The sequence below is a fragment of the Frigidibacter sp. ROC022 genome (assembly GCF_024723735.1).
In the GTDB taxonomy this organism is placed as follows: domain Bacteria; phylum Pseudomonadota; class Alphaproteobacteria; order Rhodobacterales; family Rhodobacteraceae; genus SLM-1.
In genome coordinates this window covers 876039-900367 of the sequence record NZ_JANQDU010000001.1, presented here as the reverse complement: position 1 = coordinate 900367, position 24329 = coordinate 876039, and the positions used below count along the sequence as shown (strand labels likewise).

The window sequence follows — 24329 nt, the reverse complement described above, 5'->3', positions numbered from 1 at the left end:
CGGGCGCCCGGGGGCCGCACGCGCCGCGAGTGGTGGTCCGGCAGGCCCGAAGACGCCCGCCGGACCCGCCGTGATCAGCCGCGCAACAGGTCGATCTGCGCCTGCGCCGCCTCGTTCGCGGCATCCAGGGCTTCCTGCGGCGCTTTCTGCCCCAGAACCACTTGCTGGATCGCCGTCGCAAGGGCGCTTTCCACCGCCGAGACGCCGATGAAGCGCGGCATCGGTTCGGCCCCGGTGAAGAACGTGCCTTCGTTGTAGGCTTTCACCCAGTTCGGCCAGGCCTCCGCCAGTGCCGGGCTCGACCAGGCTTCCTTGCCGGCCGGAACACGGGCGATTTCGGGACTGCCGCCCCAGGTGTTCAGCTGTTCGTTCTGGGTCCAGAAATCGATGTAGGCCATCGCGGCTTCGGGGTTCTTCGTGCGCGACGAGACCATGAGCAGCGCGCTGCCGTCCATGATCGCCGCGACGGGCGGATGGTTGCCGCTGGGCGCATCGGGGCGCGGGAAAGGCACGCCTTCCCAGTTCGGCTCTTCCGGCACCGGCCAGGGCGTGTTCAGCCAGGACAGGCCGATCCACATCGCCGCGCGATGCTGGCTGAACAGCTGCGCCGTGTCGCGGAAGTTGGTTTCGGTCATCGAAGTGCCGGCCGGAGTCGACCCGTCGGCGATCAGGTCCGCATAGAGCTGCAGCGCATCGACCACCCCCTTCTCGTTCAGCAGGACCTTGCCCGATTCCTCGTCGAACACCCGCCCGCCATTGGCATAGGCAATGCCTTCGAAGATGTTGATATCGACCGGGGCGGTCGTGGCCGGAAAGGCGATGCCGGGGCGGTCGGGCTTGGTCATCGCCTTTGCGTATTCGCGCAGCTCGGACCAGGTGCTGGGCGGACGGTCGAATCCGGCCTCGGCCAGCGCATCCATGTCGATGGCAAGGAAGCTGGCCATGTCCACATAGGTGGGCATGCCATACAGCTTGCCTTCGTGAACGCCGGAGCCGAGGATCTCGGGCACGATGCGCGATTTCCAGTCATCGATCTGCCCCGGCGCGGCAATGTCGTCCAACGGCTGGATCAGGCCGAATCCCGCGAATTCGGGGATGTCCTGACCGAAGGCGATGATCACGTCGGCAAGGCGATTGGTCTGGAAGCCCGCAAGGATCTTCTGCCGGCGGATCTGGCCGTTGAAGAACGAATAGTCCAGCTCGACATCGGGGTTGGCGGCCAGGAAGCGCTCGTTGGCGGCCGGCCAGGCCTCGACCTCGGCGATGGTACCGCCGAATTTCCATACCGACAGCTTTCCGGACGCGGCCCTTGCCGGCCCCGCGCCCAGAGCGGCCGTTGCGGCCAATGCGGTCGTTCCGACCAGGAATCCGCGCCTGCTGAGGTCAAGTTTCATCATGTCTCCTCCCGAGATGATTGGTCACTGGATTTCGTTCACCCGGCGAATGACATTCGTATGTCATCGCGACTTGACGCAGCCTTATGCCTATGACATTCGTATGTCAACACTCCTGTGCAACGGCCCGACATCAGCCGGCCATGCCCGGGACGCACAAGGCAGAGGCAGGAATGACCCGGGGACGCAAAGTAACGCTCAAGGATGTGTCGAAGGCCTCGGGACTTTCCCTGATCACGGTGTCGCGCGCCCTGCGCCGTCCCGAAACCGTGCAGGAAGAAACCCGGCGCAAGGTTCTGAAGACCATCGACGATATCGGCTATGTGCCGAATCTGATGGCCCGGTCGCTGGTATCGAACCGCTCGAACATGATCGGAGTCGTGGTGCCGATCCTGACCAGCTCGCTGTTTGCAGACTTTGCACAGGGCGCCGAGACGGTTCTGAAGAATGCAAATCTGCAAATGCTGCTGGGTGTCAGCCAGCGTTCGAAGGAGCAGGAAGCCGAAGCGGTCCGGACCTTCATCGCCCGCCAGGCCGACGCGATCATCGTAACCGGCTTCACCCATTCCGATGCCTGCCGAAAGCTTCTGCAGGCTTTTGACGGACCGGTTGTCGAGACCTGGAACCTGCGGCCGGAAGCGCTGGATATCTCTGTCGGCTACAGCAACCACGATGCTTCGGCGGCAATGACGCGGTACCTGATCGAAAAGGGTTACCGAAACATCGCGACGGTCGGCGGCGCGTTCGAGAACAACGATCAGGCGACCGACCGGCAGGCGGCATTCCTCCAGACGATGCGCGAAGCCGGCCGCTCGGTTCCGCCCGAGAACATCCTGGCCGTGCCCAACCCGACGACGCTCGAAAGCGGCGGCCCGCTCATCCTGTCCTTGCTGGACCGGCCAAACCCGCCGGATGCCGTGTTCTTCCAGGCCGAACTGCCGGCGCAGGGCGCGATGATGGCCTGCCTGTCGCGGGGCATCCGTGTGCCCGAAGACGTGGCCATCGCCGGGTTCGGCGACCTGAGCATCTCGGGGCTGATGCCGGTGCCGATGACCACGGTCAAGGTTCGCGCCAAGGAGATCGGCCAGCGTTCGGCCGAACTGGTGCTGCAAAGGCTGAACGACGGCGGCGGCGAGGCGACGGTCGAGGATGTCGGATTCGAACTCATGATCAGGCAGAGCGCATGACCACCAGCAGAGAGACCATCGACAGGCCGATCCGTGCCGCCGTGATCGGCGCCGGGCATTTTGCCTATCGCGTCCACATTCCCGTGCTGCGGGAGCGCCCGGAAGTGGTGCTCGATTCGGTCTGCCGGATCGGCGCCGAGGAGCTCGCGATCATTCGCGACGAATTCGGCTTCGACTTCGCGACCGAGAATTGGCGCGAGGTCCTGGACCGGGACATCGACGTGGCGGTGATCGCGACGCCGCATCACCTTCACTTCGAACAGGCGATGGCCTTTCTGGACAAGGGCTGCCACGTCCTGGTCGAGAAACCGATGTGCCTCGATCCGGCAGAGGCCTGGACCCTTGTCGCCAAGGCAGCGGAAGTCGGCCGGGAACTTCTGGTCTCATACGGCTGGCACTACAAGCCCGGCCTGAAGAAGGCCCGTGACCTGCTGCCCCGGATCGGCAGGATCGAACATGTCCTGTGCCACATGGGCTCCTTCACGCGCACGGTCTTTGCCGGCAGCGGCGGCGGCGCGCGCTGGCAACATGTCCGGATCCAGCCCGAAGCGCGGACGTGGCAGAATGCCGACGCCGGCGGAGGCTTTGCCTATGGGCAGCTGAGTCACGCAATGGGCCTGCTCTACTGGCTGACCGACCTCCGCAGCGACTCGGTCAGCGCGATCACCCTGGATACCTCCAGCCGGGTGGATCTGCATGACGCCGCCATGGCCCGCTTCACCAATGGCGCCACCGGCGTGTTCTCCGGCACATGCGGCGTCCCCGAGGGGCATGGGTTCGAGCTGGACATCCGTCTCTATGGAGAGACCGGCTCGCTTCTGATCGACATCGAAACCGAACGGATGATCCTGAAGCTGCCCGACGGGGTGACCGAGGATCATTCCGTCGCCCCGGGCACCTGGTTCTACAGCTGCGAGGGCCCGGCCAATGCGCTGATCGACGTTGCCCTGGGCAAGGGCGGCAACGAAAGCCCGGGCGATGTCGGCGCGCGCGCGGTCGAGACCCTGCACGCCCTCGTCACCTCGTCACGGGCCGGCGGCAGCACCACAGAAGTCACATCCATGAAAGGACAATCCCTTGAGCAGAGCTGAATTATCGAAGCAGAGCGCGATCGTGACCGGCGGGGCGCAGGGTATCGGCGGCGCCGTGGCCGAGCATCTTGCGGGGCGCGGTGTGCGGGTGGCGATCTGGGACATGGATGGCGATCTGGCGCAGGCGACGGCGACGCGTCTCGGCGCCGGGGCGATCGCGGTGGCGGTCGATGTCTCGGACTGGGACAGCGTGCAGGCCGCGACCGGGCAGACCGTCTCGGCCTTCGGCGGGGTCGAGATCCTGGTGAACTCGGCCGGGATCGCCGGGATGAACGCGCCGCTGGTCGATTACCCGGTGGAGGAGTTCCGCAGGATCGTGGACATCAACCTGAACGGCACCTTCCTGGTCAACAAGGCGGTGGTGCCGCTGATGAGTGCCGGGGGCTATGGGCGGATCGTCAACATCGCCTCGGTCGCCGGCAAGGAGGGCAATCCCAATGCCAGCGCCTATTCGGCCTCGAAGGCCGGGGTGATCGGGTTGACGAAATCGCTGGGCAAGGAGCTGGCGGGGCAGGATATCGCGGTCAACTGCGTGACCCCGGCGGCGGCGCGGACCCGGATCTTCGACCAGATGAAGCAGGAGCATATCGACTACATGCTGTCGAAGATCCCGCGCGGCCGGTTCCTGGAACTGGACGAGGCGGCGGCGATGATCGGCTGGCTGGTCTCGCCCGAGAACAGCTTCACCACCGGCGCGACATTCGATTTGTCCGGCGGCCGCGCGACCTATTGAACGACTTGAAGATCAAGGAACAACCTTATGAAACTGCTACGTTTTGGCCCGAAGGGGCAGGAGCTTCCCGGGATTCTGGACAGGGCCGGCAAGCTGCGCGACCTGTCGGGCCATCTGAGCGATTTCGCCGGCGCCGGCCTGCCGGAGGCGATCGAGACCGCCCGGGGCATCGACCCGGAGAGCCTGCCGCTGGTGCCGGGCTCGCCGCGGCTCGGGCCCTGCGTCGGCGACGTCGGGAAGTTCATCTGCATCGGGCTGAACTATTCCGACCACGCCGCCGAATCCGGCATGGAGGTGCCGCCGGAGCCGATCCTGTTCTTCAAGGCGACCTCGGCGATCTGCGGCCCGAATGACGATGTCGAGATCCCGCGCAACTCGGCGGCCACCGACTGGGAGGTCGAACTGGCGGTGGTGATCGGCAAGACCGCGAAATACGTCCCGGAAGCCGAGGCGATGGACCATGTCGCGGGCTATTGCGTCGTCAACGACGTATCCGAGCGCGACTTCCAGCTCCGGCGTCACGGGCAATGGGTGAAGGGCAAGTCGGCCGACACCTTCGGCCCCATGGGCCCCTGGCTGGTGACCCGGGACGAGGTGCCGGACCCGCAGGCGCTGGCCATGTATCTCGAGGTCAACGGCAAACGCTACCAGAACGGCAGCACCGCGACGATGGTCTACGGGGTGCGGCATCTGGTGTCCTACATCTCGCAGTTCATGAGCCTGCAGCCCGGCGACATCATCTCGACCGGAACCCCGCCCGGCGTCGGCATGGGCCAGACCCCGCCGGTCTACCTGAAACCCGGCGACGTCATGGAACTCGGCATCGAAGGCCTCGGCAGCCAGCGCCAGCGCACCGTCGCTGCGGCGTGAGGAAACATGGAACCCGCCCGGGACCGTGCCCCCGACGGGCCCCTGCCGACCAGGATCGTCGACGCCCACCATCACCTCTGGGATCTCGGGCGCTTCCCCTATCCGTGGCTGGCCCCAGAAGCGCCGCCGCGTCCGTTCGGCAATCATGACGCCATCAAGCGCGATTTCCTGATTCCGGACTACCTGCGGCATTTCGACGGGCTGCCACTGGTGGCGTCGGTCCATGTCCAGGCCAATTGCGGCGCGGCCGATCCCGGCGACGAGACCGCCTGGCTCGCGGAGCTGTCGCGGGACTCGGGCTGGCCCGCTGCGGCCGTCGGGGAGATCGACCTCTGCTCGGGGACGGCAGCCGAGGTTCTGGCCGCGCACGCCCGCCATCCCCTGGCCCGGGGTGTCCGGGCCATGGTCGCGCATGACCGGACGGGGCGCTGGCGGTTTTCCGACCGGCCGCAGGTCATGGGCGAACCCGGCTTTCTCGACAATGCGGCGCGGCTGATGGAGATGGGATTCAGCCTCGATCTGGTCATCGTCCCGGAACAGCTGCCCGAAGTCGCCCGTCTTGCCGCGGCCTTGCCGAAGCTGGCGATCATCGTCGATCATCTGGCGACCCCGGAACCCGAAACCTGGTCGCAATGGACAAGCGGCATCGAAGCCGTGCGCCGTTTCGACAATGTCGCGATGAAGCTGTCCGGTCTCTGGACCATCGACAAGCCCTGGCGGCCCGACCGCCTGCGTCCCTTTGTGCGGCATGCCCTCCGCCAGCTGGGTGGCGACCGGCTCATGTATGGCTCGAACGCGCCGATCGACCCGCTGCACTGCCCGGTTGCGGATCAGGTCAGGACGCTTGCCTGTCTGGTGACCGAAACACATCCGCAGGACCTGGACGCGGTGTTTGGAGACACCGCCAGCCGATTGTACCGCCTCGCCCGCCCGGCCGGTTGAGCGTCAGGTGCCGGCGATCAGCCGTCGTGATGTGCCGAAGTGACCTGCTGGAGCGCCCTTTTACGCGACACAAAGCTCGCCGGGATGTTGCGCGGGTCCGGCGCTCCCGCCGCCCTGCCCCGGCCCGGTCACTCCCCGGCGGCCAGCCCGTTGGCCTGCAGGAACCCGCCCAGGCGCCGCTGCTGATCCGCGGTCAGCGGCCAGGCCGCCGGCGGCCGGGCCGGGCCGCAATCCTGCCCGCTCGCGGCCAGCGCCCATTTCACCCCCGAGACATTGGCGCCGTTCTGTTCCTCGGCCCGGATGTCCTCGAACACCCGCACCTCGGCGATCAGCCGGTTCGCCTCTCCGTAGTCGCCCCGGTCCAGCGCCGCGTGGATCGCCATCGAGCGTTCCGGCCAGACGTTGATCAGCCCCGAGGTGAAGCCCCGCGCACCGACGGCATAGAGCGGCGGGGCCCAGACCTCGGCCAGCCCGGCGACCCAGGTGACGCCCTCCGGCGCCGCCGCGATGGCGCGGACCAGGTTCATCGGGTTCGGCGTCGCCCATTTCACCCCGAGCACGCCCTCGATCGCGCAGAGCCGGGCGATCGTTTCGGTGCCGATGGCGTCGTTGCGCAGATAGAGCACCACCGGCAGGCCATCGCCGGCGCCGACGATCCGGGCGACATAGTCCACCAGGCCGCGCGGCGACACGAAAGGGTCCGGCGGCTGGTGGATCATCAGCGCCGAAGCCCCGGCCGCGGCCGAGGCCCTGGCCAGCGCCAGCGCCTCGCCAAGGCTGCGCCCCACCCCGGCGATCACCGGCGCACGGCCCGCGACAAGTTCGGGCACGCTGCGGGCCATGGTCAGCGCCTCCTCGGCGCTCAGGGCGTAGAACTCTCCGGTGTTGCCGTTGACGGTCAGCGCGTGGACACCGGCCTGCACCGCCCGGTCGATGATCGGGGACAGCCGCGCCGGATCGGGCCGGTCGTCGCTGTCGAAGGGCGTCACCAGGATCCCGGATATGCCGCGGAGCGCCGTCTGGATGTCGGTCATTTGGTTACCTCTGATGGCATGCGTCCCGGCGCAGCCATGGGCGGCGCCCCGGGAAGCTGAACATGGAGCGCCACGGTTCCGGAGAGCGTCTCGCCCGGCGCCAGGGTCTGCATCCCGTCGCCGGGATCGCGCGGGGGGCGGGCCAGCGCGTTGGCCAGATGGCTGACCGGCTCGACGCAGACGTAACCGGCCGGGGCCGAATAGACCACGATGTGGTTGAGCTCGGGCGTGGCGGAGAGCGAGAGCCGCAGGCCGTTGTCCAGAACCATGTCGCAGCGGCTCCAGTCCGAGAGATAGCGCGTGTCGCCGTCCTGACCTGCGGCCGGCTGCTTCTCGCCGGTCGGGGTCAGATCGGGATTTGTCGGCCAGAAATGGGCGGCATCGACGTCAATGCCGGCCAGGTGCGGCAGATACGGATGCCAGCCGATTCCCGCCGGCATCGGTGTCGTGTCCCGATTGCTTACCGACACCGTAACGTCGATCCGGTCGGGCGCCAGCCGGTAGTCCTGCGCGGCATGGCAGCGCCAGGGCCAGGCCGCATCGCCCGGGTGATCCAGCTGCATGTGCGCCGCGGTGTCGGTCAGGGCTGCGCCTTGCCAGGCCCGCCGGCTGGAAAAGCCATGCAGGGCATTGGGCGCCACGTCGGGATGCGCCGGAAGTTCCACGCTCCGGTCCTGGAACCGGAACCGGGCGTCGCTGACCCGGTTGTGGAACGGCACCAGCGGATAGGCCCCGCCCTTCGGCCATTGGTCGGGGACGAAAGAGTCGGTTTCGATCGGCACCAGAATGTCGCCGAACCGCTCGTGCACGGCGCGCAGCACCCGGCCGCCCCAGGCCGGGCGCAAGACAACAGTCAGAGGCCCGGCAGCCAGCGTGATGTCAGTCATGATCGGAATTCGACTTGGAAAGCAGATCCGCCCGGCCACGGATCACGCCATCATGGTTCACGCTGCAGAACATGCCGCCCTGAAAGGTCTCGGCGACTTCCGTTTCAAGGGGCGAAGTCCAGGCATCCGGCGTCGCGAAATCCTCGATCCGGTCCTGCGGGACATAGCCAAGGGCGGTGGCGACGGAGTTGTCCCACCAACCGTCCTCGCAGGCCGAAACCCCGTAGATCACCGTTGCATCGATATCGGGATGGGTGAGGCCGATCCGCACCTGTTGCGCCAGGTCGCGGGGGCTGATCCAGGTGACCAGGCCGCGCCGGTGCGACGGCCGGTCCATGGCGTTACCGATCCGCAGCGACAGCGTCCGGATCCCGGCCTTGTCCCAGTAGAGCCCGGCCACAAGTTCGCCGAAACACTTCGACAGGCCATAGGAGCCGTCCGGCCGCATCGGCATGTCGGGCGAGACCCGCTGATCGCGCCGGTAGAACCCGGTGGCATGGTTGCTGGAGGCCTGAACGACCCGCCCGATTCCCTGCTGGCGGGCGGCCTCGTAAAGGTTCCAGGTTCCCTGACAATTCACCCGCAGGATATCCTCGATGGCCTGATCGATGGGGTAGCCGGCCAGATGGATCAACGCATCCGCGCCTTCCAGGGCACCGGTCAGCGCCGCCAGGTCGACAATGTCGCACACCGAGGCCACCTCGTTCTCGGCCAGATCGGTTTCGGCCACGAGGTCCAGCACCGTGACCTTCCGGAACTCGGCGGACATCGCCTTGCGCAGGGTCTTCCCCACCCTGCCGGCTCCGCCGGTCACGACCACATGCATCTCCGACAGGTTCACCGGTCCACTCCTTCAAACATGCGGCGGCGGGCGGCCAGGATGTGCTCCCGCATCAGGGTCCCCGCCGCGTCGGCGTCGCGGGCGCGGATCGCCTCGACGATCGCCTGGTGCTCGCTCTGCACCTGTTGCAGCCTGTCGCGGCTGCGGTGCAGGGTCAGCGTCCGCGAGATCTTCATCCCGATCCGGATATGTTGCCGGAGCTGCCGCTGCAGCCCGGCATGGTACTGGTTGTGCGTCGCTTCGGCGATCGCCTCGTGCAGCAGGCTGTCCTGATCGGCGCCCAGGTCGCCGCGGGCAATGCAGGCATCGATCGCCGCCATCGCCTTGTCGATCCGGCGCATGTCTTCGGTTTCCCAACGCCCGGCAGCCAGGTTGGCGGCGGCCGCCTCGATCCCGGTGCGGAATTCGAAACAGCGCTGCACATCGGCAATCGAGCCCATCGTGGTGGGCTCCAGCAGCGTTGCAGCAGGCTGGCGCTGGACATAGGAGCCAGAGCCCTTCCGCGACACGATCACACCATCCTCGCGCAGTCGCGCCAGCGCCTCGCGCACGACGGGACGGGAGGCGCCGCAAAGCTCTCCCAGCCGCGCTTCGGAAGGCAACCGCTGGTTCAGCCCGAACTGGCCTTCGGCGATGAGGTCGATGATCCGGTCATAGACCGCCAGCGACAGCCGCACCGGCCCCGGCGCATTGAGTGCCGAGGTCAGTTCGACCGGTTCGTCCGAGTTCGGGTCGTTGTCAGCCGTCATCGCCCATACCCGAGGGCGTCCGATGCCCGGATATCCCCCAAGGAGCACGGCCGGGCTGAGCAGCGCAGATTCTTCGAACCGAACATGGCTTCCTCCTGACCGCCGGGCCCTTAGACGGAATATTCAAACTTCCGTCAAGTTGTCAGCTTCTGTCCTGACCTGATCCAATTTCTGGTGATTTTTCTCGCATTTCGCCCAAATGCTGTCAATACTTGCCAAGTGAATTTACATCTGTAACAGTCCGGGCAGGCAGGCGGACCAGTCAGATTCGCTGCGCAATGGGAGGAGAAACACACAATGGGAACTGACGGAAAAAGCGTTCGCGGGCGGATGAGCCGCCGTGCGTTCCTGGGCACCACGACCGGTTTCGCCGGCCTGGCTCTGACGTCCGGCGCATCCTTCGCCGCGGCAAAGGAAGCCCCTGAACTTGCGGCAATGGTCGCCAAGGGCGATCTGCCGCCACTTGCCGAGAGGATCGGCGAGAACCCGATGGTCGTGACCCCGGCCGACCGGATCGGTAGTTATGGCGGCATGTGGCGCCGCGGCTTGCGCGGCAGCTCGGACCACAACGGCATCCTGCGCTGCGTCGGCAACAACGGGCTGACACGCTGGGACATGGATTTCACCAAGGTCGAACCCAATGTCGCCGCCGGATGGGATGTCAGCGACGACGCCCGGACCTTCGTTTTCCACCTTCGCAAGGGGATGAAGTGGTCGGACGGCCAGCCGTTCACCGCCGACGACGTGGTGTTCTCGATCGAGGACTGCGTCAAGAACCCCGAGCTCTACAGCTCGGTCCCGTCGATCCTGACCTCGGGCGGCAAACCGGCGACGGTCACCAAGATCGATGACGAGACGGTGCAGTTCCAGTTCGAGGAACCCTATGCGCTGTTCCTCGAGCAGCTCGCGACGCCGCTGGGCCAGCACCCGACACTGTTCTGCAAGCACTACGCCAGCCAGTTCCTGCCGAAGTACAACGACAAGCTGGACGACATGGTGAAGGCCGAGGGGCTGAGCAGCTGGGCCGATCTGTTCCGCGCCAAGAACGGCGATATCGAGATTCCCTCACGCTGGGCCAACCCCGAGAAACCGGTTCTCGACCCGTGGGTCGTGGAAGAACCCTATGTCGGCGGCGCCACCCGGGTCATCGTCAAGCGCAACCCCTATTTCTGGCAGATCGATACCGAGGGCAATCAGCTGCCCTATCTCGACGGGATCAACTTCGGCATCAGCCAGGACGTCGAATCGCTGATGCTCGACGTCATCTCGGGCAAGATCGACCTGCAGGAACGGCATATCAACTCGCTGGCCAACAAGCCGACGCTGGCCGCGAATACCGAGAAGGGCGACTATCACCTGATGGAGCTGGTGCCGTCGTCGGCCAATGTCTGTTCGATCTACCTGAACATGTGCCACAAGGACCCGAAGATGCGCGCCATCTTCGAGCAGAAGGATTTCCGCGTCGCCATGTCACTGGCGATGGATCGCGAGGAAATCATCGACCTGATCTACCTTGGCCAGTCGGAACCCTACCAGACCGGCCCGCGGCCATCGCATCCCTGGTATTTCGAGAAACTGTCACGCCAGTTCACCGAACGCGATCTCGACAAGGCCAATGCGCTGCTCGACGGGATCGGGCTCGACAAGAAAGACGGTTCGGGCATGCGGCTGCGGCCGGATGGAGAAAAGCTGTTCTTCTCGGTCGACGTGATCCCGACGCTGTATCCCGACCTTGTCGACGTGCTGGAACTGGTCAAGTCGCATTGGGCCGAGATCGGCGTTGACATCAAGGTCAACTCCATCGAGCGGGCGCTCTATTATTCGCGCGGCGATGCCAACGACCACGATGCACAGGTCTGGCCGGGACCGGGCGGGCTCGACCCGATGTTCGACCCGCGCGACTACTTCGCCGCGCATACCCAAGGGTCGCGCTACGCGGTGCCCTGGGCACAGTGGTACGTGTCGAACGGGACCCAGGGCGAAGAGCCGCCGGAAAGCCAGAAGCAGCGCATGAAGCTCTATGATCAGGCCAAGGCAACGGTTGACCTGGAAGAGCGCGGCCGGCTGATGCACCAGCTGTTCGAGCTGACCGCGGATGCGTTCGAGACCGTGGGGGTCTGCCTGGGCGTCAACACCTTCGGCGTCTGCCGCAACAACTTCCTGAACACGCCGAAACGGGAACCGGACAGCTGGACCTACCCGAATCCGGCACCCGCATTGCCGCAGCAGTTCTTCTTCGAGAGCTGATCACGCGCCGGGGCGGCCCAGCAGGCCGCCCCGGATCACCCTTTCGGGATTCTCCAGATGTTACGATTCATATTTAAGCGCGTGCTGTGGATGATCCCGGCGCTGTTCGCTGTCAGTTTCCTCGCCTTCGTCCTGATCCAGCTACCGCCCGGGGATTTCGTCACCAATTACGTCGCCACCCTGGCGGCCTCGAACGAGATCATCGACCAGAACGCCGCCGACGCCCTGCGCGAGCGGTTCGGGCTCGGCGAACCGATGCTCCTGCAATACGGAAAATGGATTTGGGGCATCCTAGTGCATGGTGACTTCGGAACCTCGTTCGAATGGCAGCAACCGGTCGGAGACCTGGTCTGGGAGCGGATGGCGCTGACGCTCACCCTGACGCTCTCGACCCTCGTCGCCACCTGGGCCATCGCGTTGCCGATCGGGATTTTCTCGGCGGTCCGGAAATACACGATCGGCGACTACATCGTGACCTCGATCAGCTTCTTCGGTCTGGCGATCCCGTCGTTCCTGCTGGCGCTGGTCCTGATGTACATCGCGGTGGTGATCTTCGGTCAGGATGTCAGCGGGCTGTTCTCGGACGAGTACCAGAACGCCCCCTGGACCTGGGCCAAGGTCGCCGACCTGATCCACCATCTCTGGATTCCGGTAATCATCCTAGCGGTCTCGGGCACCGCCAGCCTGATCCGCGTGATGCGCGCGAACCTGCTGGACGAGCTGAACAAGCCCTATGTCACCACGGCCCGCGCCAAGGGGCTGAGCGAGTTCCGCTTGTTGATGAAATACCCGGTGCGGATCGCGCTGAACCCGTTCATCTCGACCATTGCCTGGCTGCTGCCGAACCTGGTCTCGGGGTCGATCGTGGTGGCCGTGGTGTTGAACCTGCCAACGGCCGCGCCGCTGCTGCTGCAGTCGCTGCTGGCGCAGGACATGTATCTGGCCGGCGCCTTTGTCCTGCTGATCTGCACCCTGACCCTGATCGGGTCGCTGGTCAGCGACATCCTTCTGGCCATCGCCGATCCGCGGATCAGGCTTGAATAGAGGAGCCGAGGCATGACCGAAGCAACAACCAACGCCGGGCCGCCACGCCTGGAAGTGGCCTCGCAGTCCAAGTTGATCTGGTGGGCGTTCCGCAAGCACAAGCTGGCGATGGCCGGATTGATCGTCGTCGCGATCCTCTACGTCATCGCCGCGATGCCGGGCTTCTTCGCAATCAACGACCCGAGTGCGCAAAACGCCCGGACACCGTTCCACCCGCCGGAAGCGATCCATCTGTGGTCCGATGACGGGTTCGTCGGACCGCATTTCGTGCCGTCGAAGCTGAAACGCGATCCCGACACCCTGGCGGCGATCTATGTCCCCGAGCCCGAAAAGGCGGTGCGGCTGGTCCTGTTCGGCCATGGCTACAGCTATCGCCTGTTCGGGCTGATCGAGACCGACCGGCATCTCTTCGCCTCGTCCGATCCGAAACAGCCATTCTTTCCATTCGGGACCGACCGGCTGGGTCGATGCGTCTGGAGCCGCATCATGCAGGGTGCCCAGACATCGTTGTCGATCGGCCTGGTCGGCGTGGCGCTTTCACTGATCATCGGGGTCATCCTGGGCGGCATCTCGGGCTATTTCGGAGGCCGGATCGACTTTGCCATCCAACGGGTGGTGGAATTCGTCCTGGCGTTGCCGACGATCCCCATCTGGCTGGCGCTGGCGGCGGCTCTGCCACAGGACTGGCCCGCGACACTGCAGTACATGATGATCACCATCATTCTGTCGCTGACCGGCTGGGCGCATCTGGCGCGGGTCGTGCGCGGCCGCTTCCTGTCGCTCAGGACCGAGGAATTCGTCTCGGCGGCACGGCTGGACGGCTGTTCCGAGGGCCGGATCATCTTTCGCCACATGCTGCCCAGCTTCATGAGCCACATTATCGCCTCGATCACCCTGGCGATCCCGGCGATGATCCTGGCCGAGACCTCGCTGAGCTTCCTCGGACTGGGGCTGCAACCGCCGACGATCTCCTGGGGGGTTCTGCTGCGCGAGGCACAGAACGTGCGCTCGATCGCCACCGCCCCCTGGCTCTTCGCCCCTGGCGGCGCCGTTGTGCTTGCCGTGATGGCCCTGAACCTTCTGGGCGACGGCTTGCGCGACGCAGCCGACCCCTACAACAAATAAGGCGCGAGTTCTCCGATGTCCGAAACAGGTCAGAACCCGAACAAATCCGCGAAGACACGCGCCGAACCCGTGCTGGAGGTGCGCGATCTGGTCACCCACTTTCCGGTCCGCACCGGGGTGGTGAAGGCGGTGGACGGGGTGTCCTTCAAGGTCTACCCCGGCCAGACCCTGTGCATCGTCGGCGAAAGCGGATCGGGCAAGAGCGTCACCGCCCGCTCGATCCTTCAAATCGTTGACGCGCCCGGCCGGATCGTTTCGGGTCAGATGATCTTCCGCCGCGCGGATGGCTCGACCGTGGACCTCGTCAAACTGGGCGACCGGGGCCGTGAAATCCGGCGGATCCGCGGCAACGACATCGCGATGATCTTCCAGGAGCCCATGTCGTCGCTGTCGCCGGTCCACACCATCGGCGACCAGATCATCGAGGTGCTGCGGCTGCACCTGGGTCTGTCCAAGACAGCGGCCCGGGCCCGGGCGATCGAACTGCTGGCCGAGGTCGAGATTCCGACCCCGGAAAAGGCCATCGACCGCTACACCTTCGAATTCTCGGGCGGGATGCGGCAACGGGCGATGATCGCGATGTCGCTGGCCTGCGATCCCCGGCTGCTGATCGCCGACGAGCCGACGACGGCGCTGGATGTCACCACCCAGGCCGAGGTTCTGGATCTGATCAAGCGCCTGCAGGACCGCCACGGCAGCGCGGTGATCTTCATCACCCATGACATGGGCGTGGTGGCCGAGATCGCCGATGACGTGCTGGTGATGTATCGCGGGCGGGTGATGGAACAGGGCAATGTCGACACCATCTTCCATCACCCCAGCGACGACTATACCCGTGGCCTGATCGACTCGGTGACCCGGCTGCAACGTCGCTCGGACCTGCGCGCCGCCCGGGCGCCGGTGCCGGCGGACCGGCCACCGGTGCTGGAGGTGAAGAACCTCTCGATGGATTTCGAGGCGTTGCGGGCGGTGAATGACGTCAGCTTCGAAGTCCGCCCCGGCGAGACTCTGGGAATCGTCGGCGAAAGCGGATCGGGCAAGACCACGATGGGGCGCTGCATCGTGCGGCTGCTCGACCCGACCTCCGGCGAAATCCGCTATCGCAAGCCGGATGGCGAGGTGATCGACCTGGTTACCGCCCACGGCCCGGCGCTGAAGGACATGCGGCGCGAGGTGCGAATGATCTTCCAGGACCCGTTCGGCTCGCTCAATCCACGGATGACGGTTGCGCAGATCATCGGGGAGCCGCTGCTGGTCAATGGCATCGCCCGGGGCCGGGAACTGGACGAACGTGTGTCGCATCTGATGGAGCAGGTCGGGCTGGAACCGGCCTGGCGAGAGCGCTATCCGCACGCCTTCTCCGGTGGCCAGCGGCAAAGGATCGGGGTCGCGCGGGCGGTGGCGCTGCAACCCAAGGTCATCGTCGCGGACGAGGCGACCTCGGCGCTCGACGCCTCGCTCCGGTTCCAGGTTCTCGACCTTCTCCTGAAGCTGCAGGACGAACTGGGGCTGGCCTATGTCTTCATCAGCCATGACATCGGGGTGATCCGCTATCTCTGCGACCGGGTCGGGGTGATGTATCGCGGCAAGCTGGTCGAGGTGGGCGAGACCGAGCAGGTCGTCACCGCACCGAACCATGCCTACACGAAGGCGCTGATCTCGGCGGTGCCCTGGCCCGACCCGAACCGGCGCGGAATTCACAAGCGTCACCGTTATGTCGAACAGGTCTGACCGATGAAGATTACCGGAATCCGCACCTTCCTGATGCATGTCGGCCAGCCTGCCGCGCCGACCTATGCCACCGACGGACCGAAGACCCAAGCCTTCGGCGCCGAGGGCAAGCTGAACGGGTTCCGCAACTGGCTCTTCGTCAAGGTCGAGACCGACGAGGGGATCACCGGGATCGGCGAATGCTCGGGCTGGCCGCGGGTATTGCAGACCGCGGTCGAGGATCTGGCCCATATCGTCATCGGCGAAGACCCGATGCATATCGAGAAGCTCTGGCAGAAGATGCAGGTGGCGATCATGGGCCACGGCATGACCGGCACCGTCGGCGGCGGCGCGATGACCGGCATCGACATGGCGCTCTGGGACATCAAGGGCAAGGCCCTGGGCGTGCCCGTCTGGCAGCTTCTGGGCGGCAAGATCCGCGACCGGGTCCGGATCTACACCCATGCCAATACCGCCGAAGTGGCACGATCGGCCCAGGCGCGCGGGTTTTCGGCAATCAAATGCGGCGGGGTGAGCGATCCGGTCCGCAAGGTGGCCGAACTGCGCGATGCCGTCGGCGCCGACGTGGATATCGCCATCGACCTGCATGGGCCGCCCTGGCTGACCCCCGCCGATGCCGCAAGACTTGCCCGGGCGCTCGAACCCTATGACCTGATGTGGATCGAGGATCCGATCGCACCCGAGAACCTGTCGGGCTACCGCCGGATCCGCGACGCCGCCCATGTGCCGCTGGCGGCGGGGGAGCGAAGCGCCACGATCTTCGGTCAGCGCGAACTGATCGAAGAGGAACTGGTCGATGTCGTCCAGCCCGATACCGGACGCGGCGGCGGCCTGACCCAGATGAAGAAGATCGCGGCCATGGCAGAGGCGCACTACATCATGATGGCGCCGCATTCCGGCTCGCTCGGGCCGGTGGCGGAATATGCCGCGCTGCATCTGCTGGCCACGATCCCGAACGGGCTGATCCTGGAACGGCTGGAAGACGACTGGCCCGAGCGGCGCAACATCATCCGGCCCTACCCCGAACAGACCGACGGCTTCCTGACCGTCCCCGACGCGCCCGGTCTGGGCTGCGACATCGACGAGGCGCTGGTCGCCCGTTACCCGAGCCAGGGCAATACAGGCATCCCCGCCGAGGCCGGAAACCGGTCCTGGGTGCCGGGGACATGGTCGGAACATCTCTATGTGCAGACGCGCACCGGGCGCCAACGTTACTTTTCCGGAAAGGACCAAGAATGAAGATTGACAGGATGCGGGTCTTCATGACCCGCGACAAGGATCGGCCCCGCGTGGTCGTGGCACTCGACACCGATGACGGGCTGACCGGCTGGGGCGAGTGCTACAATCACGGACCGGACAAGGCGCTTCCGGCGGTGCTCGACTATTTGCTCGGCTTCCTCCAAGGCGAGGACCCGACCCGGGTGGAGTATCTTGTCAACCTGATGATCCAGCAGGCCCGCTTCCCTCCGGGAGCACTTGGGCTGGCGGCGATCTCGGCACTCGACCACTGCCTGTGGGACCTTGCCGCAAAGGCGCTCGGCGTTCCGGTCTATCAGATCCTCGGCGGCCATGTCCGCGACAGGGTCCGGGTCTATGCCGGCGTCTACACCGCCCCCGACGCGCCACAGGCCCGCGATGAGTTCGACCGGCTGAACGCAGGCTGGGGATTCACCGCCTTCAAGCTCAGCCCCTGGCGCATCGACCAGCATGCCAATCGCTGGGGCGAAGTCGTGCGCACCTCGGCCGAGTACTTCCGGGAACTGCGCGAGACCATCCGCAGCGACTACGAAATCGCCTTCGACGCCCATGCCAAGATTTTCGAGCCGATCCAGGCCAAGCAACTGGGCAATGCGCTGGCGCCCTATGATCCGCTGTTCTTCGAAGAACCGCTACGGCCCGAGAACATCCCGATCTGGGGGGAACTGAAGAAGGGGCTCGAATGCCGGCTGGCCACCGGGGAATCGCTCTACAACCGGTTCGAGTTCTTGGAACTGCTGAAGGCGAATGGAACCGATATCGCGCAGCCGGACATCTGCGTTGTCGGCGGCATTACGGAAATGCGCCGGATCGCCACCATTGCGGAAGCGCATTACGTGACCGTGGCGCCGCACAATCCGATGGGACCGCTGGCGACGGCGGTGAACCTGCATTTCTCGGCGGCGACACAGAACTTCACGATCCTGGAGTATCGACTGCCCGAAGGCCCGGCCTATGCCTATGGCGACCACAACCACGTCACCACGACCGAGTCCTCGCGCTATGTCGCCGACCCCTATCTGCCGAAGGACGGCTATCTCGAGCTGAGACCCGACCGCCCCGGCTGGGGGGTCGAGATGGACGAGGACTACATGGGCCGCGACGGCTATGTTCACTGGCAGCGCCGGGTGCCGAAGCGGCCCGATGGGTCCTACGCCTTCGCCTGAGGCTCAGCCGAACCGGGCCACCGGCGCGCCGGCGATCCCGAGATCGCCGTCGAGCCGGTAGAGCCCGCCGGCCTCGGCGCGGTCGCCACGCCGGGTGGTGAGCGAGGTCAGGTAGACCGTCTTCAGATCGGGCCCGGCGAAGCAGGGCATGGTCGGCGCCAGGATCGGCACATCGACCCGCTGCAGCAGCGTGCCGTCCTGCGCCAACCGGTTCAGACATCCGGCCGAGACGCCGGCGGACCAGTAGCAGCCTTCGGCATCACCCGCAGCGCCGTCCGGCCGGCCATCAGCCTCGGGCAGCCGGCGGATTTCCCGCCGATTGGTCGCGGCGCCGGTCGCCGGGTCGAAATCCCAAATCCAGACCACGGTCTGGCGGCTGTCGGAGTGGAACATCCGGCGCCCGTCGGCCGACCATGCCAGCCCGTTCGAGACCGTCAACCCCTCGACCACCTTGGTCACGGCCCCATCCGCAGTCACCCGGTAGAGCGCGGCGTTCGGCCCCTTGTCGGCGGTGTCGTCCATGCTGCCGATCCAGAATGCGCCGTCCGGGCCGACCTTGCCGTCGTTCAGGCGGTTGCCGGGCCGGTCGGGTTCGGGCCGCGCCAGCAGGTCCAGCGCCCCACTCTCGGGGTCGAAGAGGAACACGCCCGAACGCAGCGCGGCGACGATCCGGCCATCGGCGCAGAGACCGCAACTGCCGATCGTCTCGGGCATGTCCCAGCGTTCGACAGCGCCGCTTTCGGGGTCATAGCGAAAGATCGCCGGCGCCAGGATGTCGATGAAGACCAGACGTCCTGTGCGGTCGTCCCAGACCGGGGATTCACCGACGCCGAGGTCGAGTTCCAGGCAACGGGTCACGCTGGCGGATTGCGGGGGCATGCTGTTTCCTTTCATGTTCCGGGCCTCAGACCCGTTTGGCGGCCAGCCGCTTTTGTCGGTCCAGCAGCGCCGCGATATAGCCATATGAAAAGGCAAAGGCCGTTCCCTCGGGGTCGCGCCCGTCCATCCTCGGCGCGTGGTCCGGCATCACCATGCCCTTGTATCCCCCCTCGGCCAGTGCCTCGATCACCGCCGGCAGATCGATGTCGCCGGCATCCGGCAATGTCTCGGCAAAGGACAGCCTGCCGCCGGCAATGTTGCGCAGATGGATGTTGAAAATCTTGCCGGTCGCGCAGAACCGCCGGGTGATCGCGGGCACTTCCGAGACATCCTCGAGCATCTCGCCGACGGTGCCGATGCAGAAGTTCAGACCGTGAACCTCGCTCTTGCGCAACTCGATGAACCGCGCCAGCCCCTCGACCGTGCCCAGAACCCGGGTCACGCCTCGGTAGCCCGGCGGCGTGTAGGGATCGTGCGGATGGCAGGCAAGCTTCACCCCCGCGGCCTCGGCGGCGGGCACCACGCGGGCCAGGAAATAATCGATCCGGCTCCAGATCTCGTCCTCGCTCAGCACGCCCAAAGGCGCCGGCGCGTCGTGATCCATCCGGTCCCACCGGAACGCGGACATCCGCACCCCGCCGCGGCCTATTTCGTCCTCGCTGCGCGGAATGCCGATGTAGTTGAAATTGTATTTCACCGCCGGGATGCCCGCCTTGCCGCAGTCCGCGATGATCTGGCAGCAGGCCGCGATCTGTGCATCACGTTCGGGTCCGGCGCTGAGGATATCGGGCATCTGCGCCTTGTCGAATGGTTTCGACGGCAGGGGCAGCTGGATCATGTCCAACGTCAGCCCGAAGGATTCGATGCGCGTCCGATGCGCCGTCAGCGCTTCGCGGTCCCAACCGCGCCAGTCGCCGGGAGGATCGGCACAGATGTTGTCGACGCCAAGCTGTTTCATCACGACGTAGTCCGCCTCGTCGCGCGCAGGCAGTTGCGTTCCCAGATACAATGCGGCCTCCTCCCCTTTTTGCCATCTATTAGGCCGATCGGCGGGGAGGTTCGAGCCCAATCATCGGACCAGAAACCGCTTCCCGGAAGATTGACCGGCCTTGAACCGGACCTGCGCCGCGCCTGTTTCGGTCTGCCTTCCATCGACATCCGTCGCAGATGACCATGCGGCGACCTACGCAGGCGACCCTGTCATCCTGACGCAGTTCCCTGTCCCCGGCCGGGCCTGCGGGCAGGCCCTCCACGAAGCGGTCCGCTCTCTGCAGGTTTATGCTTCCGCGCCGGCCCCCTGCGGCGTCGGGGTTTCCGCAAGACAATCTTCGATGGCCGACAGCGCATCGGCCAGTGCCGAAGCGGCGCGATTGATCGACTGGCGAAGCGATACCGTCGCGAATTTCTCCGCATCCGAGCCCGGCTCGGTCACGGCGAACCGGGCGATCTCACACAGCCCGGCGAATGGGGGCATGCCCAATGCAGGATCATGCGTGAAGCGGTCGCCAACCGTATGCTGCAACGGCACCAATGCATGCGAGATGTCCATGATGCAGGCATTGATACGCTCAACCGTCACGCCCCTGTCCAGCGCGTCGTCGAGCCGGCCGAGCGCCGCCTGCAGCCTCGTTGCGCGGTCGATCAGCCTGCCGAGGTCAAAGCGCCCGCCGAGCCGTTCCGAGTCGGCGCGCAGCTTCTGCAACAATGCACCGACGGAGGCCTTGTGGTCGATCGGCAGCCGCTTGCCGGTCAGCAGTTCCCAGACCACATGCAGGTAAATCCGGGTATCGCGGACAGCGATATCGAGGTCCATCTTGTCCAGCGTGTCATCCGGCGTATGCCACCACCAGCCGGTGCCCGCCCCCTTGCGGCCGGGGCCGCCGAAAGGAGATGCCGTCGCATCCGACGCCGGCTGCTCGCCCAGGTCGGCGAAGATCGACGGCACGCCGATCCCCCAGAACGACTGATCTCCCGCGCGCGCGACGGGCGGGCCGCCGAATTCCTGGCCGCCGCGCTGCCGGATGGCCCGCCCGGCCAGTGCGGAGAGTTCCGGGTCGGCCTGCGCATCGCCGAGGACGACGTTCCCTTTCGCCCCGGTCGAGTCGATGTTGACATGCGCCACGGCCCGTTTCCGGAGCTCCTCGTAATGCGTGTCGGCATACCATGCGGAGCCCGAATACCGGCCCTGCGAATGCCCGGACCAGAAGGCGATCCGCAGCCCCCTTTGCCATTGGTCGCGATGCAGGGCGCAGAGGCGTGCGACCTCGATCATGGTCGCGTTGGCGCCGCCATTGTCCATCACGCCGTAGTGCCAGGTGTCGTGATGCCCGCTGAACAGGACGAAGGGGCCGTCGGCCGGGGCCGAAGGACCGGGAAGCTCCGCCACCAGCAACGGCGTCTTGCGCCAGCCGGTGTCCACCTCGGCATGGAGGGTGATTTCGGCGTCGGCCGTGCCGGCATAGATGGCCTTCAGCCGCTCCCCGACCGACTTCGCGACACTGACGACCACCGTGGCCGGCAATTGCGGCAGGCTGTCCTGCGAGGGGCTTCCCCAGACGGGCGAAATGCACATTTCGTGGATCTGTTCGGCCGGGCAGACATGAATCTGTCCCAGTGCCCCGGCCCCGCTGGCACGGGCCGCAACGGGCGCCGTCGCAATCCCGTCCACGATGACGATCGCGCCCCCGGCCTCGATGCGTGCGAAATCCTCCGGCGAACCGGTCCCGGCCTCGATGGCCCTTGCGGTCGTTCCCTCGGGCGGCGAGCTCCGCGAGAAGGAATGCGTGATGCAGGGGAACCGCTGCCCTGCCGCTTCGATCCAGGCCTGTCCCGGCAGGCTGATATAGGCATCGTGGAACAGCAGTTCGACATCATAGCCCAGTGCCTCCATTTCGGCCTGGACGTAGTCGATGCTCGCCCTTTCGCCCGGCGATCCGGCTTCCTTCGTCCATTTCGAGAAGGCGAGCAGATGCCGTTCCAGATTTGCGCGGTCGACTTCGGTCGCCAGCCTGTCGAGCATAGAAGTCACATCCATTCGAGCCATTCCCAATCGGTTGGACAGGAGCCGGCGCCGCGAACGCTGCGCCCGGTCCCCGTGTTCGGGTCGGTTGATATCACTTCCCTGCCGGGAGACCAGCGCCGCGACCCGGCCTAGGTCGCGGCGGGCTGCGCCGGCATCTGACCGCTGCGCAACAGCACCGGCAGGACCGCCGACAGATGATCCGCCAGCAGACGCAGCATCGGCAGCCGCCGCAAATCGTCGTGCAGGACCAGCCAGGCGTCGAGAGTCCAGTTCACGGCCCCCGGCAGGACGGGTTCCAGCATCGGATCCCGCGCCGCGACCCCGGACTGCATCGGTCCGATGCCGAGTCCGGCGCGGATGCTCGCGATCTGCGCCGCTTCGCTGTCGGTGCGCAGCCGCAGGTGACGCGGCCCGAGAGCGGCGCCAAAGACATCGAACCCGGCCAGCGCCGAAGGGTCGGCATCCGGGCCGATCAGCACATGTCCGGTCAGGTCTTCCGAGGTCGCCGGCCGCCCGGCACGCGCAAGATAGGCCTGGTGGGCGAACAGGCCGATCGGCACCGGCCCCAGCCTGCGCGCGACGAGGCTGCCTTGCGAGGGGCGCACCATGCGGATTGCCAGATCGGCTTCGCGGCGCAGCAGGTCGGCGCTGTCGTTGGACAGGGCGAGTTCGATCGAAAGGCCCCGGTTCTCGGCCAGGAGCGGCGCCAGCGCCACCGGCAGCACCTCGGCGCCGACCACATGGCTGGCGGCGATGCGCAGGGTGCCGACGCCCGCCTCGGGCGCACTCGAGGCACGACGCCCGAGGCTCTCGGCGGTCAGTTGCATCGCCCGCGCCTCGGGCACCAGCAGCGCGGCGGCCTCGGTCAGGCTCAACCCCTGCGGCGTGCGCAGGAACAGGGTCTGCCCCACCAAAGCCTCCAGCGTGTCGATGTGGCGGCCGACGGTTGGCTGCGTCAGACCCAGAGCCCGTGCCGCTGCCGACAGGCTGCCGGTGTCGGCCACCAATAGAAAACTGCGCCAAAGCGCCCAGTCAATGCCCATGCTCATGAATTTTCGTATATCGACTATCCGAAGATAAACAATTCCTTTGATCGCGGCGAAGGCGCAAAAGCGGCGCAGCACCAAGACGCCATGAGCTCCGCCATGACCCCGATCACCGAACGCCCCGTTCTCGCCCTGCTGCGCCTCGAGGGCATTGCCGCCTTCGCCGGCGGTGCCGCCGGCTATGTCATGCTGACCGACGGCTGGCTGTTGTTCGCCGCCGTCGCGCTGGTCCCCGATCTCGCCATGATCGGCTATGCCTTCGGGAACCGGGCCGGCGCCCGTCTCTACAACCTCGCCCATACCTACCTCGTCCCGGCGCTGCTGGCGGCGGCCGGTCTCTGGGCGCTCCCCGCGCTGCTTCCGGTCGCCTGCGCCTGGCTGGCACATATCGGGATCGACCGCGCCCTGGGGTTCGGGCTGAAATCCGAGACCGCCTTCGGCCTGACCCATCTCGGCCGGATCGGGCGCGCTGCCTGAACCGGCTGATTTTCGATCACGGATAAAGGAGAGAGACATGAAATCCGACGTCACCCGCCGCGCCGCGACGATCATCGCGGGCCTCGGCCTTGCAACACTCATCGCATCCACGCCGACACCGGGTCTGGCGTCTTCGGCACGCATCACGGTCCCTGATCCAGGCGAGGCCCCGCCCCTGCAACAGCAGGGCCACACCGATGCGGGCACCGCCCTGATCGAGATCGACGGAAAGTGTTTCAGCATCCCCGTCCGCTTCGTCGCCGGCGTTTTCGACGGAGGGGACTTTGCACCCGGTGACGGCGATCCGATCCGCCTGCAGATCATGAACGCCGCCCTGGCCCGCGCGCTCCATGCAGGTCGCGACCTGATCAGCGAGGATCACAAGGTGGTCATCGGCAGAGCCGGCGACGCCCCCGACATCGTCATCGAACCCGGTCTCCCGACCGGGGCCAGCTTCGTCATCAATGCCGCAAGCAGCATCCTGGCGGACGTCCTCGACCTACGCCCCAGCCCCGCCCCCTGCTCGGGCATGGATGCAACGACACCCGAGCCGGATTAGGCGGGAGCCGAAGGGCGACACCCCGATGCCCCGCGCCGCGATCCGATG

General features: G+C 66.2%; 22 protein-coding genes. 13 read left to right on the top strand and 9 right to left on the bottom strand.

Going from position 1 to position 24329, the window contains the following annotated elements:
• Positions 1-74 precede the first annotated feature (74 nt).
• Positions 75-1394, bottom strand: coding sequence for an ABC transporter substrate-binding protein (locus NUW50_RS04330; RefSeq protein WP_258287835.1), 1320 nt, complete (start codon positions 1392-1394; stop codon positions 75-77).
• A gap of 173 nt (positions 1395-1567) precedes the next feature.
• Between NUW50_RS04330 and NUW50_RS04325 the strand changes: the two genes are divergently transcribed.
• Genes NUW50_RS04325 through NUW50_RS04305 form a run of 5 tightly spaced genes read left to right on the top strand, consistent with a single transcriptional unit; the run spans position 1568 to position 6217 of the window.
• Positions 1568-2581, top strand: a complete 1014-nt coding sequence (locus tag NUW50_RS04325; protein ID WP_258287834.1) for a LacI family DNA-binding transcriptional regulator — start codon at positions 1568-1570, stop codon at positions 2579-2581.
• Positions 2578-3672, top strand: coding sequence for a Gfo/Idh/MocA family protein (locus NUW50_RS04320; protein ID WP_258287833.1), 1095 nt, complete (start codon positions 2578-2580; stop codon positions 3670-3672). The genes NUW50_RS04325 and NUW50_RS04320 overlap by 4 nt, the downstream gene beginning before the upstream one ends.
• Entirely contained in the window at positions 3659-4405 is a 747-nt protein-coding gene (locus NUW50_RS04315; protein ID WP_258287832.1) for an SDR family NAD(P)-dependent oxidoreductase, read from the top strand. The genes NUW50_RS04320 and NUW50_RS04315 overlap by 14 nt, the downstream gene beginning before the upstream one ends.
• Positions 4406-4432: 27 nt before the next feature.
• On the top strand, positions 4433-5275 hold the full coding sequence (locus NUW50_RS04310; protein WP_258287831.1) for a fumarylacetoacetate hydrolase family protein: 843 nt from the start codon (positions 4433-4435) through the stop codon (positions 5273-5275).
• Between the two features lie 6 nt (positions 5276-5281).
• Positions 5282-6217 (top strand): amidohydrolase family protein, encoded by a 936-nt coding sequence (locus NUW50_RS04305; protein WP_258287830.1) that lies wholly within the window; start codon positions 5282-5284, stop codon positions 6215-6217.
• Positions 6218-6345: 128 nt separating this feature from the next.
• On the opposite strand, the gene NUW50_RS04300 is transcribed toward NUW50_RS04305, so the two are convergent.
• The 4 genes from NUW50_RS04300 to NUW50_RS04285 are packed head-to-tail and all read right to left on the bottom strand — an operon-like array spanning position 6346 to position 9728.
• Positions 6346-7251: a dihydrodipicolinate synthase family protein gene (locus tag NUW50_RS04300; RefSeq protein WP_258287829.1), complete on the bottom strand. Its 906-nt coding sequence runs from the start codon at positions 7249-7251 to the stop codon at positions 6346-6348.
• Positions 7248-8138, bottom strand: coding sequence for an aldose epimerase family protein (locus NUW50_RS04295; protein WP_258287828.1), 891 nt, complete (start codon positions 8136-8138; stop codon positions 7248-7250). The genes NUW50_RS04300 and NUW50_RS04295 overlap by 4 nt, the downstream gene beginning before the upstream one ends.
• Positions 8131-8979 carry an NAD-dependent epimerase/dehydratase family protein gene (locus tag NUW50_RS04290; RefSeq protein WP_258287827.1) on the bottom strand — a complete coding sequence of 283 codons (849 nt, stop codon included), beginning with the start codon at positions 8977-8979 and terminating at the stop codon, positions 8131-8133. Before NUW50_RS04290 ends, NUW50_RS04295 begins: the two co-directional genes overlap by 8 nt.
• Positions 8976-9728 carry a FadR/GntR family transcriptional regulator gene (locus NUW50_RS04285; protein ID WP_258287826.1) on the bottom strand — a complete coding sequence of 251 codons (753 nt, stop codon included), beginning with the start codon at positions 9726-9728 and terminating at the stop codon, positions 8976-8978. The genes NUW50_RS04290 and NUW50_RS04285 overlap by 4 nt, the downstream gene beginning before the upstream one ends.
• Before the next feature lie 330 nt (positions 9729-10058).
• Between NUW50_RS04285 and NUW50_RS04280 the strand changes: the two genes are divergently transcribed.
• Genes NUW50_RS04280 through NUW50_RS04255 form a run of 6 tightly spaced genes read left to right on the top strand, consistent with a single transcriptional unit; the run spans position 10059 to position 18298 of the window.
• Complete coding sequence (locus NUW50_RS04280; RefSeq protein ID WP_258287825.1) at positions 10059-11975, top strand: ABC transporter substrate-binding protein; 1917 nt, start codon at positions 10059-10061, stop codon at positions 11973-11975.
• Positions 11976-12032: 57 nt separating this feature from the next.
• A complete protein-coding gene (locus NUW50_RS04275; RefSeq protein ID WP_258287824.1) occupies positions 12033-13019 on the top strand; it encodes an ABC transporter permease in 987 nt (328 codons plus the stop codon).
• 12 nt (positions 13020-13031) lie between these two features.
• The gene (locus NUW50_RS04270) at positions 13032-14144 is read left to right on the top strand and encodes an ABC transporter permease (RefSeq protein ID WP_258287823.1); all 1113 of its coding nucleotides are present in this window, start codon (positions 13032-13034) and stop codon (positions 14142-14144) included.
• Positions 14145-14159: 15 nt separating this feature from the next.
• A complete protein-coding gene (locus NUW50_RS04265; RefSeq protein ID WP_258287822.1) occupies positions 14160-15875 on the top strand; it encodes an ABC transporter ATP-binding protein in 1716 nt (571 codons plus the stop codon).
• Between the two features lie 3 nt (positions 15876-15878).
• The gene (locus tag NUW50_RS04260; protein WP_258287821.1) at positions 15879-17114 is read left to right on the top strand and encodes a mandelate racemase/muconate lactonizing enzyme family protein; all 1236 of its coding nucleotides are present in this window, start codon (positions 15879-15881) and stop codon (positions 17112-17114) included.
• Positions 17111-18298 (top strand): galactarate dehydratase, encoded by a 1188-nt coding sequence (locus tag NUW50_RS04255; protein WP_258287820.1) that lies wholly within the window; start codon positions 17111-17113, stop codon positions 18296-18298. The genes NUW50_RS04260 and NUW50_RS04255 overlap by 4 nt, the downstream gene beginning before the upstream one ends.
• A gap of 3 nt (positions 18299-18301) precedes the next feature.
• Here the strand turns inward: NUW50_RS04255 and NUW50_RS04250 are convergent, their stop codons facing one another.
• From NUW50_RS04250 to NUW50_RS04235, 4 genes are all read right to left on the bottom strand, one after another.
• Positions 18302-19177: an SMP-30/gluconolactonase/LRE family protein gene (locus NUW50_RS04250; protein WP_258287819.1), complete on the bottom strand. Its 876-nt coding sequence runs from the start codon at positions 19175-19177 to the stop codon at positions 18302-18304.
• A gap of 25 nt (positions 19178-19202) precedes the next feature.
• Positions 19203-20186 (bottom strand): mannonate dehydratase, encoded by a 984-nt coding sequence (locus NUW50_RS04245; protein WP_258287818.1) that lies wholly within the window; start codon positions 20184-20186, stop codon positions 19203-19205.
• Between the two features lie 267 nt (positions 20187-20453).
• On the bottom strand, positions 20454-22211 hold the full coding sequence (locus tag NUW50_RS04240) for a M28 family peptidase (RefSeq protein WP_258287817.1): 1758 nt from the start codon (positions 22209-22211) through the stop codon (positions 20454-20456).
• 116 nt (positions 22212-22327) lie between these two features.
• Positions 22328-23248, bottom strand: coding sequence for a LysR family transcriptional regulator (locus NUW50_RS04235; protein WP_258287816.1), 921 nt, complete (start codon positions 23246-23248; stop codon positions 22328-22330).
• 96 nt (positions 23249-23344) lie between these two features.
• Between NUW50_RS04235 and NUW50_RS04230 the strand changes: the two genes are divergently transcribed.
• Positions 23345-23722 (top strand): DUF4260 domain-containing protein, encoded by a 378-nt coding sequence (locus NUW50_RS04230; protein ID WP_258287815.1) that lies wholly within the window; start codon positions 23345-23347, stop codon positions 23720-23722.
• A 37-nt stretch (positions 23723-23759) separates the two neighbouring features.
• On the top strand, positions 23760-24281 hold the full coding sequence (locus tag NUW50_RS04225; RefSeq protein WP_258287814.1) for a hypothetical protein: 522 nt from the start codon (positions 23760-23762) through the stop codon (positions 24279-24281).
• Positions 24282-24329 lie beyond the last annotated feature (48 nt).

Bases quoted from the DNA above. Each gene is read 5' to 3' on its own strand.
- NUW50_RS04330 (WP_258287835.1), bottom strand. From the start codon at position 1,394: ATGAAACTTGACCTCAGCAGGCGCGGATTCCTGGTCGGAACGACCGCA.
- NUW50_RS04325 (WP_258287834.1), top strand. From the start codon at position 1,568: ATGACCCGGGGACGCAAAGTAACGCTCAAGGATGTGTCGAAGGCCTCG.
- NUW50_RS04320 (WP_258287833.1), top strand. From the start codon at position 2,578: ATGACCACCAGCAGAGAGACCATCGACAGGCCGATCCGTGCCGCCGTG.
- NUW50_RS04310 (WP_258287831.1), top strand. From the start codon at position 4,433: ATGAAACTGCTACGTTTTGGCCCGAAGGGGCAGGAGCTTCCCGGGATT.
- NUW50_RS04305 (WP_258287830.1), top strand. From the start codon at position 5,282: ATGGAACCCGCCCGGGACCGTGCCCCCGACGGGCCCCTGCCGACCAGG.
- NUW50_RS04300 (WP_258287829.1), bottom strand. From the start codon at position 7,251: ATGACCGACATCCAGACGGCGCTCCGCGGCATATCCGGGATCCTGGTG.
- NUW50_RS04295 (WP_258287828.1), bottom strand. From the start codon at position 8,138: ATGACTGACATCACGCTGGCTGCCGGGCCTCTGACTGTTGTCTTGCGC.
- NUW50_RS04285 (WP_258287826.1), bottom strand. From the start codon at position 9,728: ATGACGGCTGACAACGACCCGAACTCGGACGAACCGGTCGAACTGACC.
- NUW50_RS04280 (WP_258287825.1), top strand. From the start codon at position 10,059: ATGAGCCGCCGTGCGTTCCTGGGCACCACGACCGGTTTCGCCGGCCTG.
- NUW50_RS04275 (WP_258287824.1), top strand. From the start codon at position 12,033: ATGTTACGATTCATATTTAAGCGCGTGCTGTGGATGATCCCGGCGCTG.
- NUW50_RS04270 (WP_258287823.1), top strand. From the start codon at position 13,032: ATGACCGAAGCAACAACCAACGCCGGGCCGCCACGCCTGGAAGTGGCC.
- NUW50_RS04265 (WP_258287822.1), top strand. From the start codon at position 14,160: ATGTCCGAAACAGGTCAGAACCCGAACAAATCCGCGAAGACACGCGCC.
- NUW50_RS04260 (WP_258287821.1), top strand. From the start codon at position 15,879: ATGAAGATTACCGGAATCCGCACCTTCCTGATGCATGTCGGCCAGCCT.
- NUW50_RS04255 (WP_258287820.1), top strand. From the start codon at position 17,111: ATGAAGATTGACAGGATGCGGGTCTTCATGACCCGCGACAAGGATCGG.
- NUW50_RS04250 (WP_258287819.1), bottom strand. From the start codon at position 19,177: ATGCCCCCGCAATCCGCCAGCGTGACCCGTTGCCTGGAACTCGACCTC.
- NUW50_RS04240 (WP_258287817.1), bottom strand. From the start codon at position 22,211: ATGGATGTGACTTCTATGCTCGACAGGCTGGCGACCGAAGTCGACCGC.
- NUW50_RS04235 (WP_258287816.1), bottom strand. From the start codon at position 23,248: ATGAGCATGGGCATTGACTGGGCGCTTTGGCGCAGTTTTCTATTGGTG.
- NUW50_RS04230 (WP_258287815.1), top strand. From the start codon at position 23,345: ATGACCCCGATCACCGAACGCCCCGTTCTCGCCCTGCTGCGCCTCGAG.
- NUW50_RS04225 (WP_258287814.1), top strand. From the start codon at position 23,760: ATGAAATCCGACGTCACCCGCCGCGCCGCGACGATCATCGCGGGCCTC.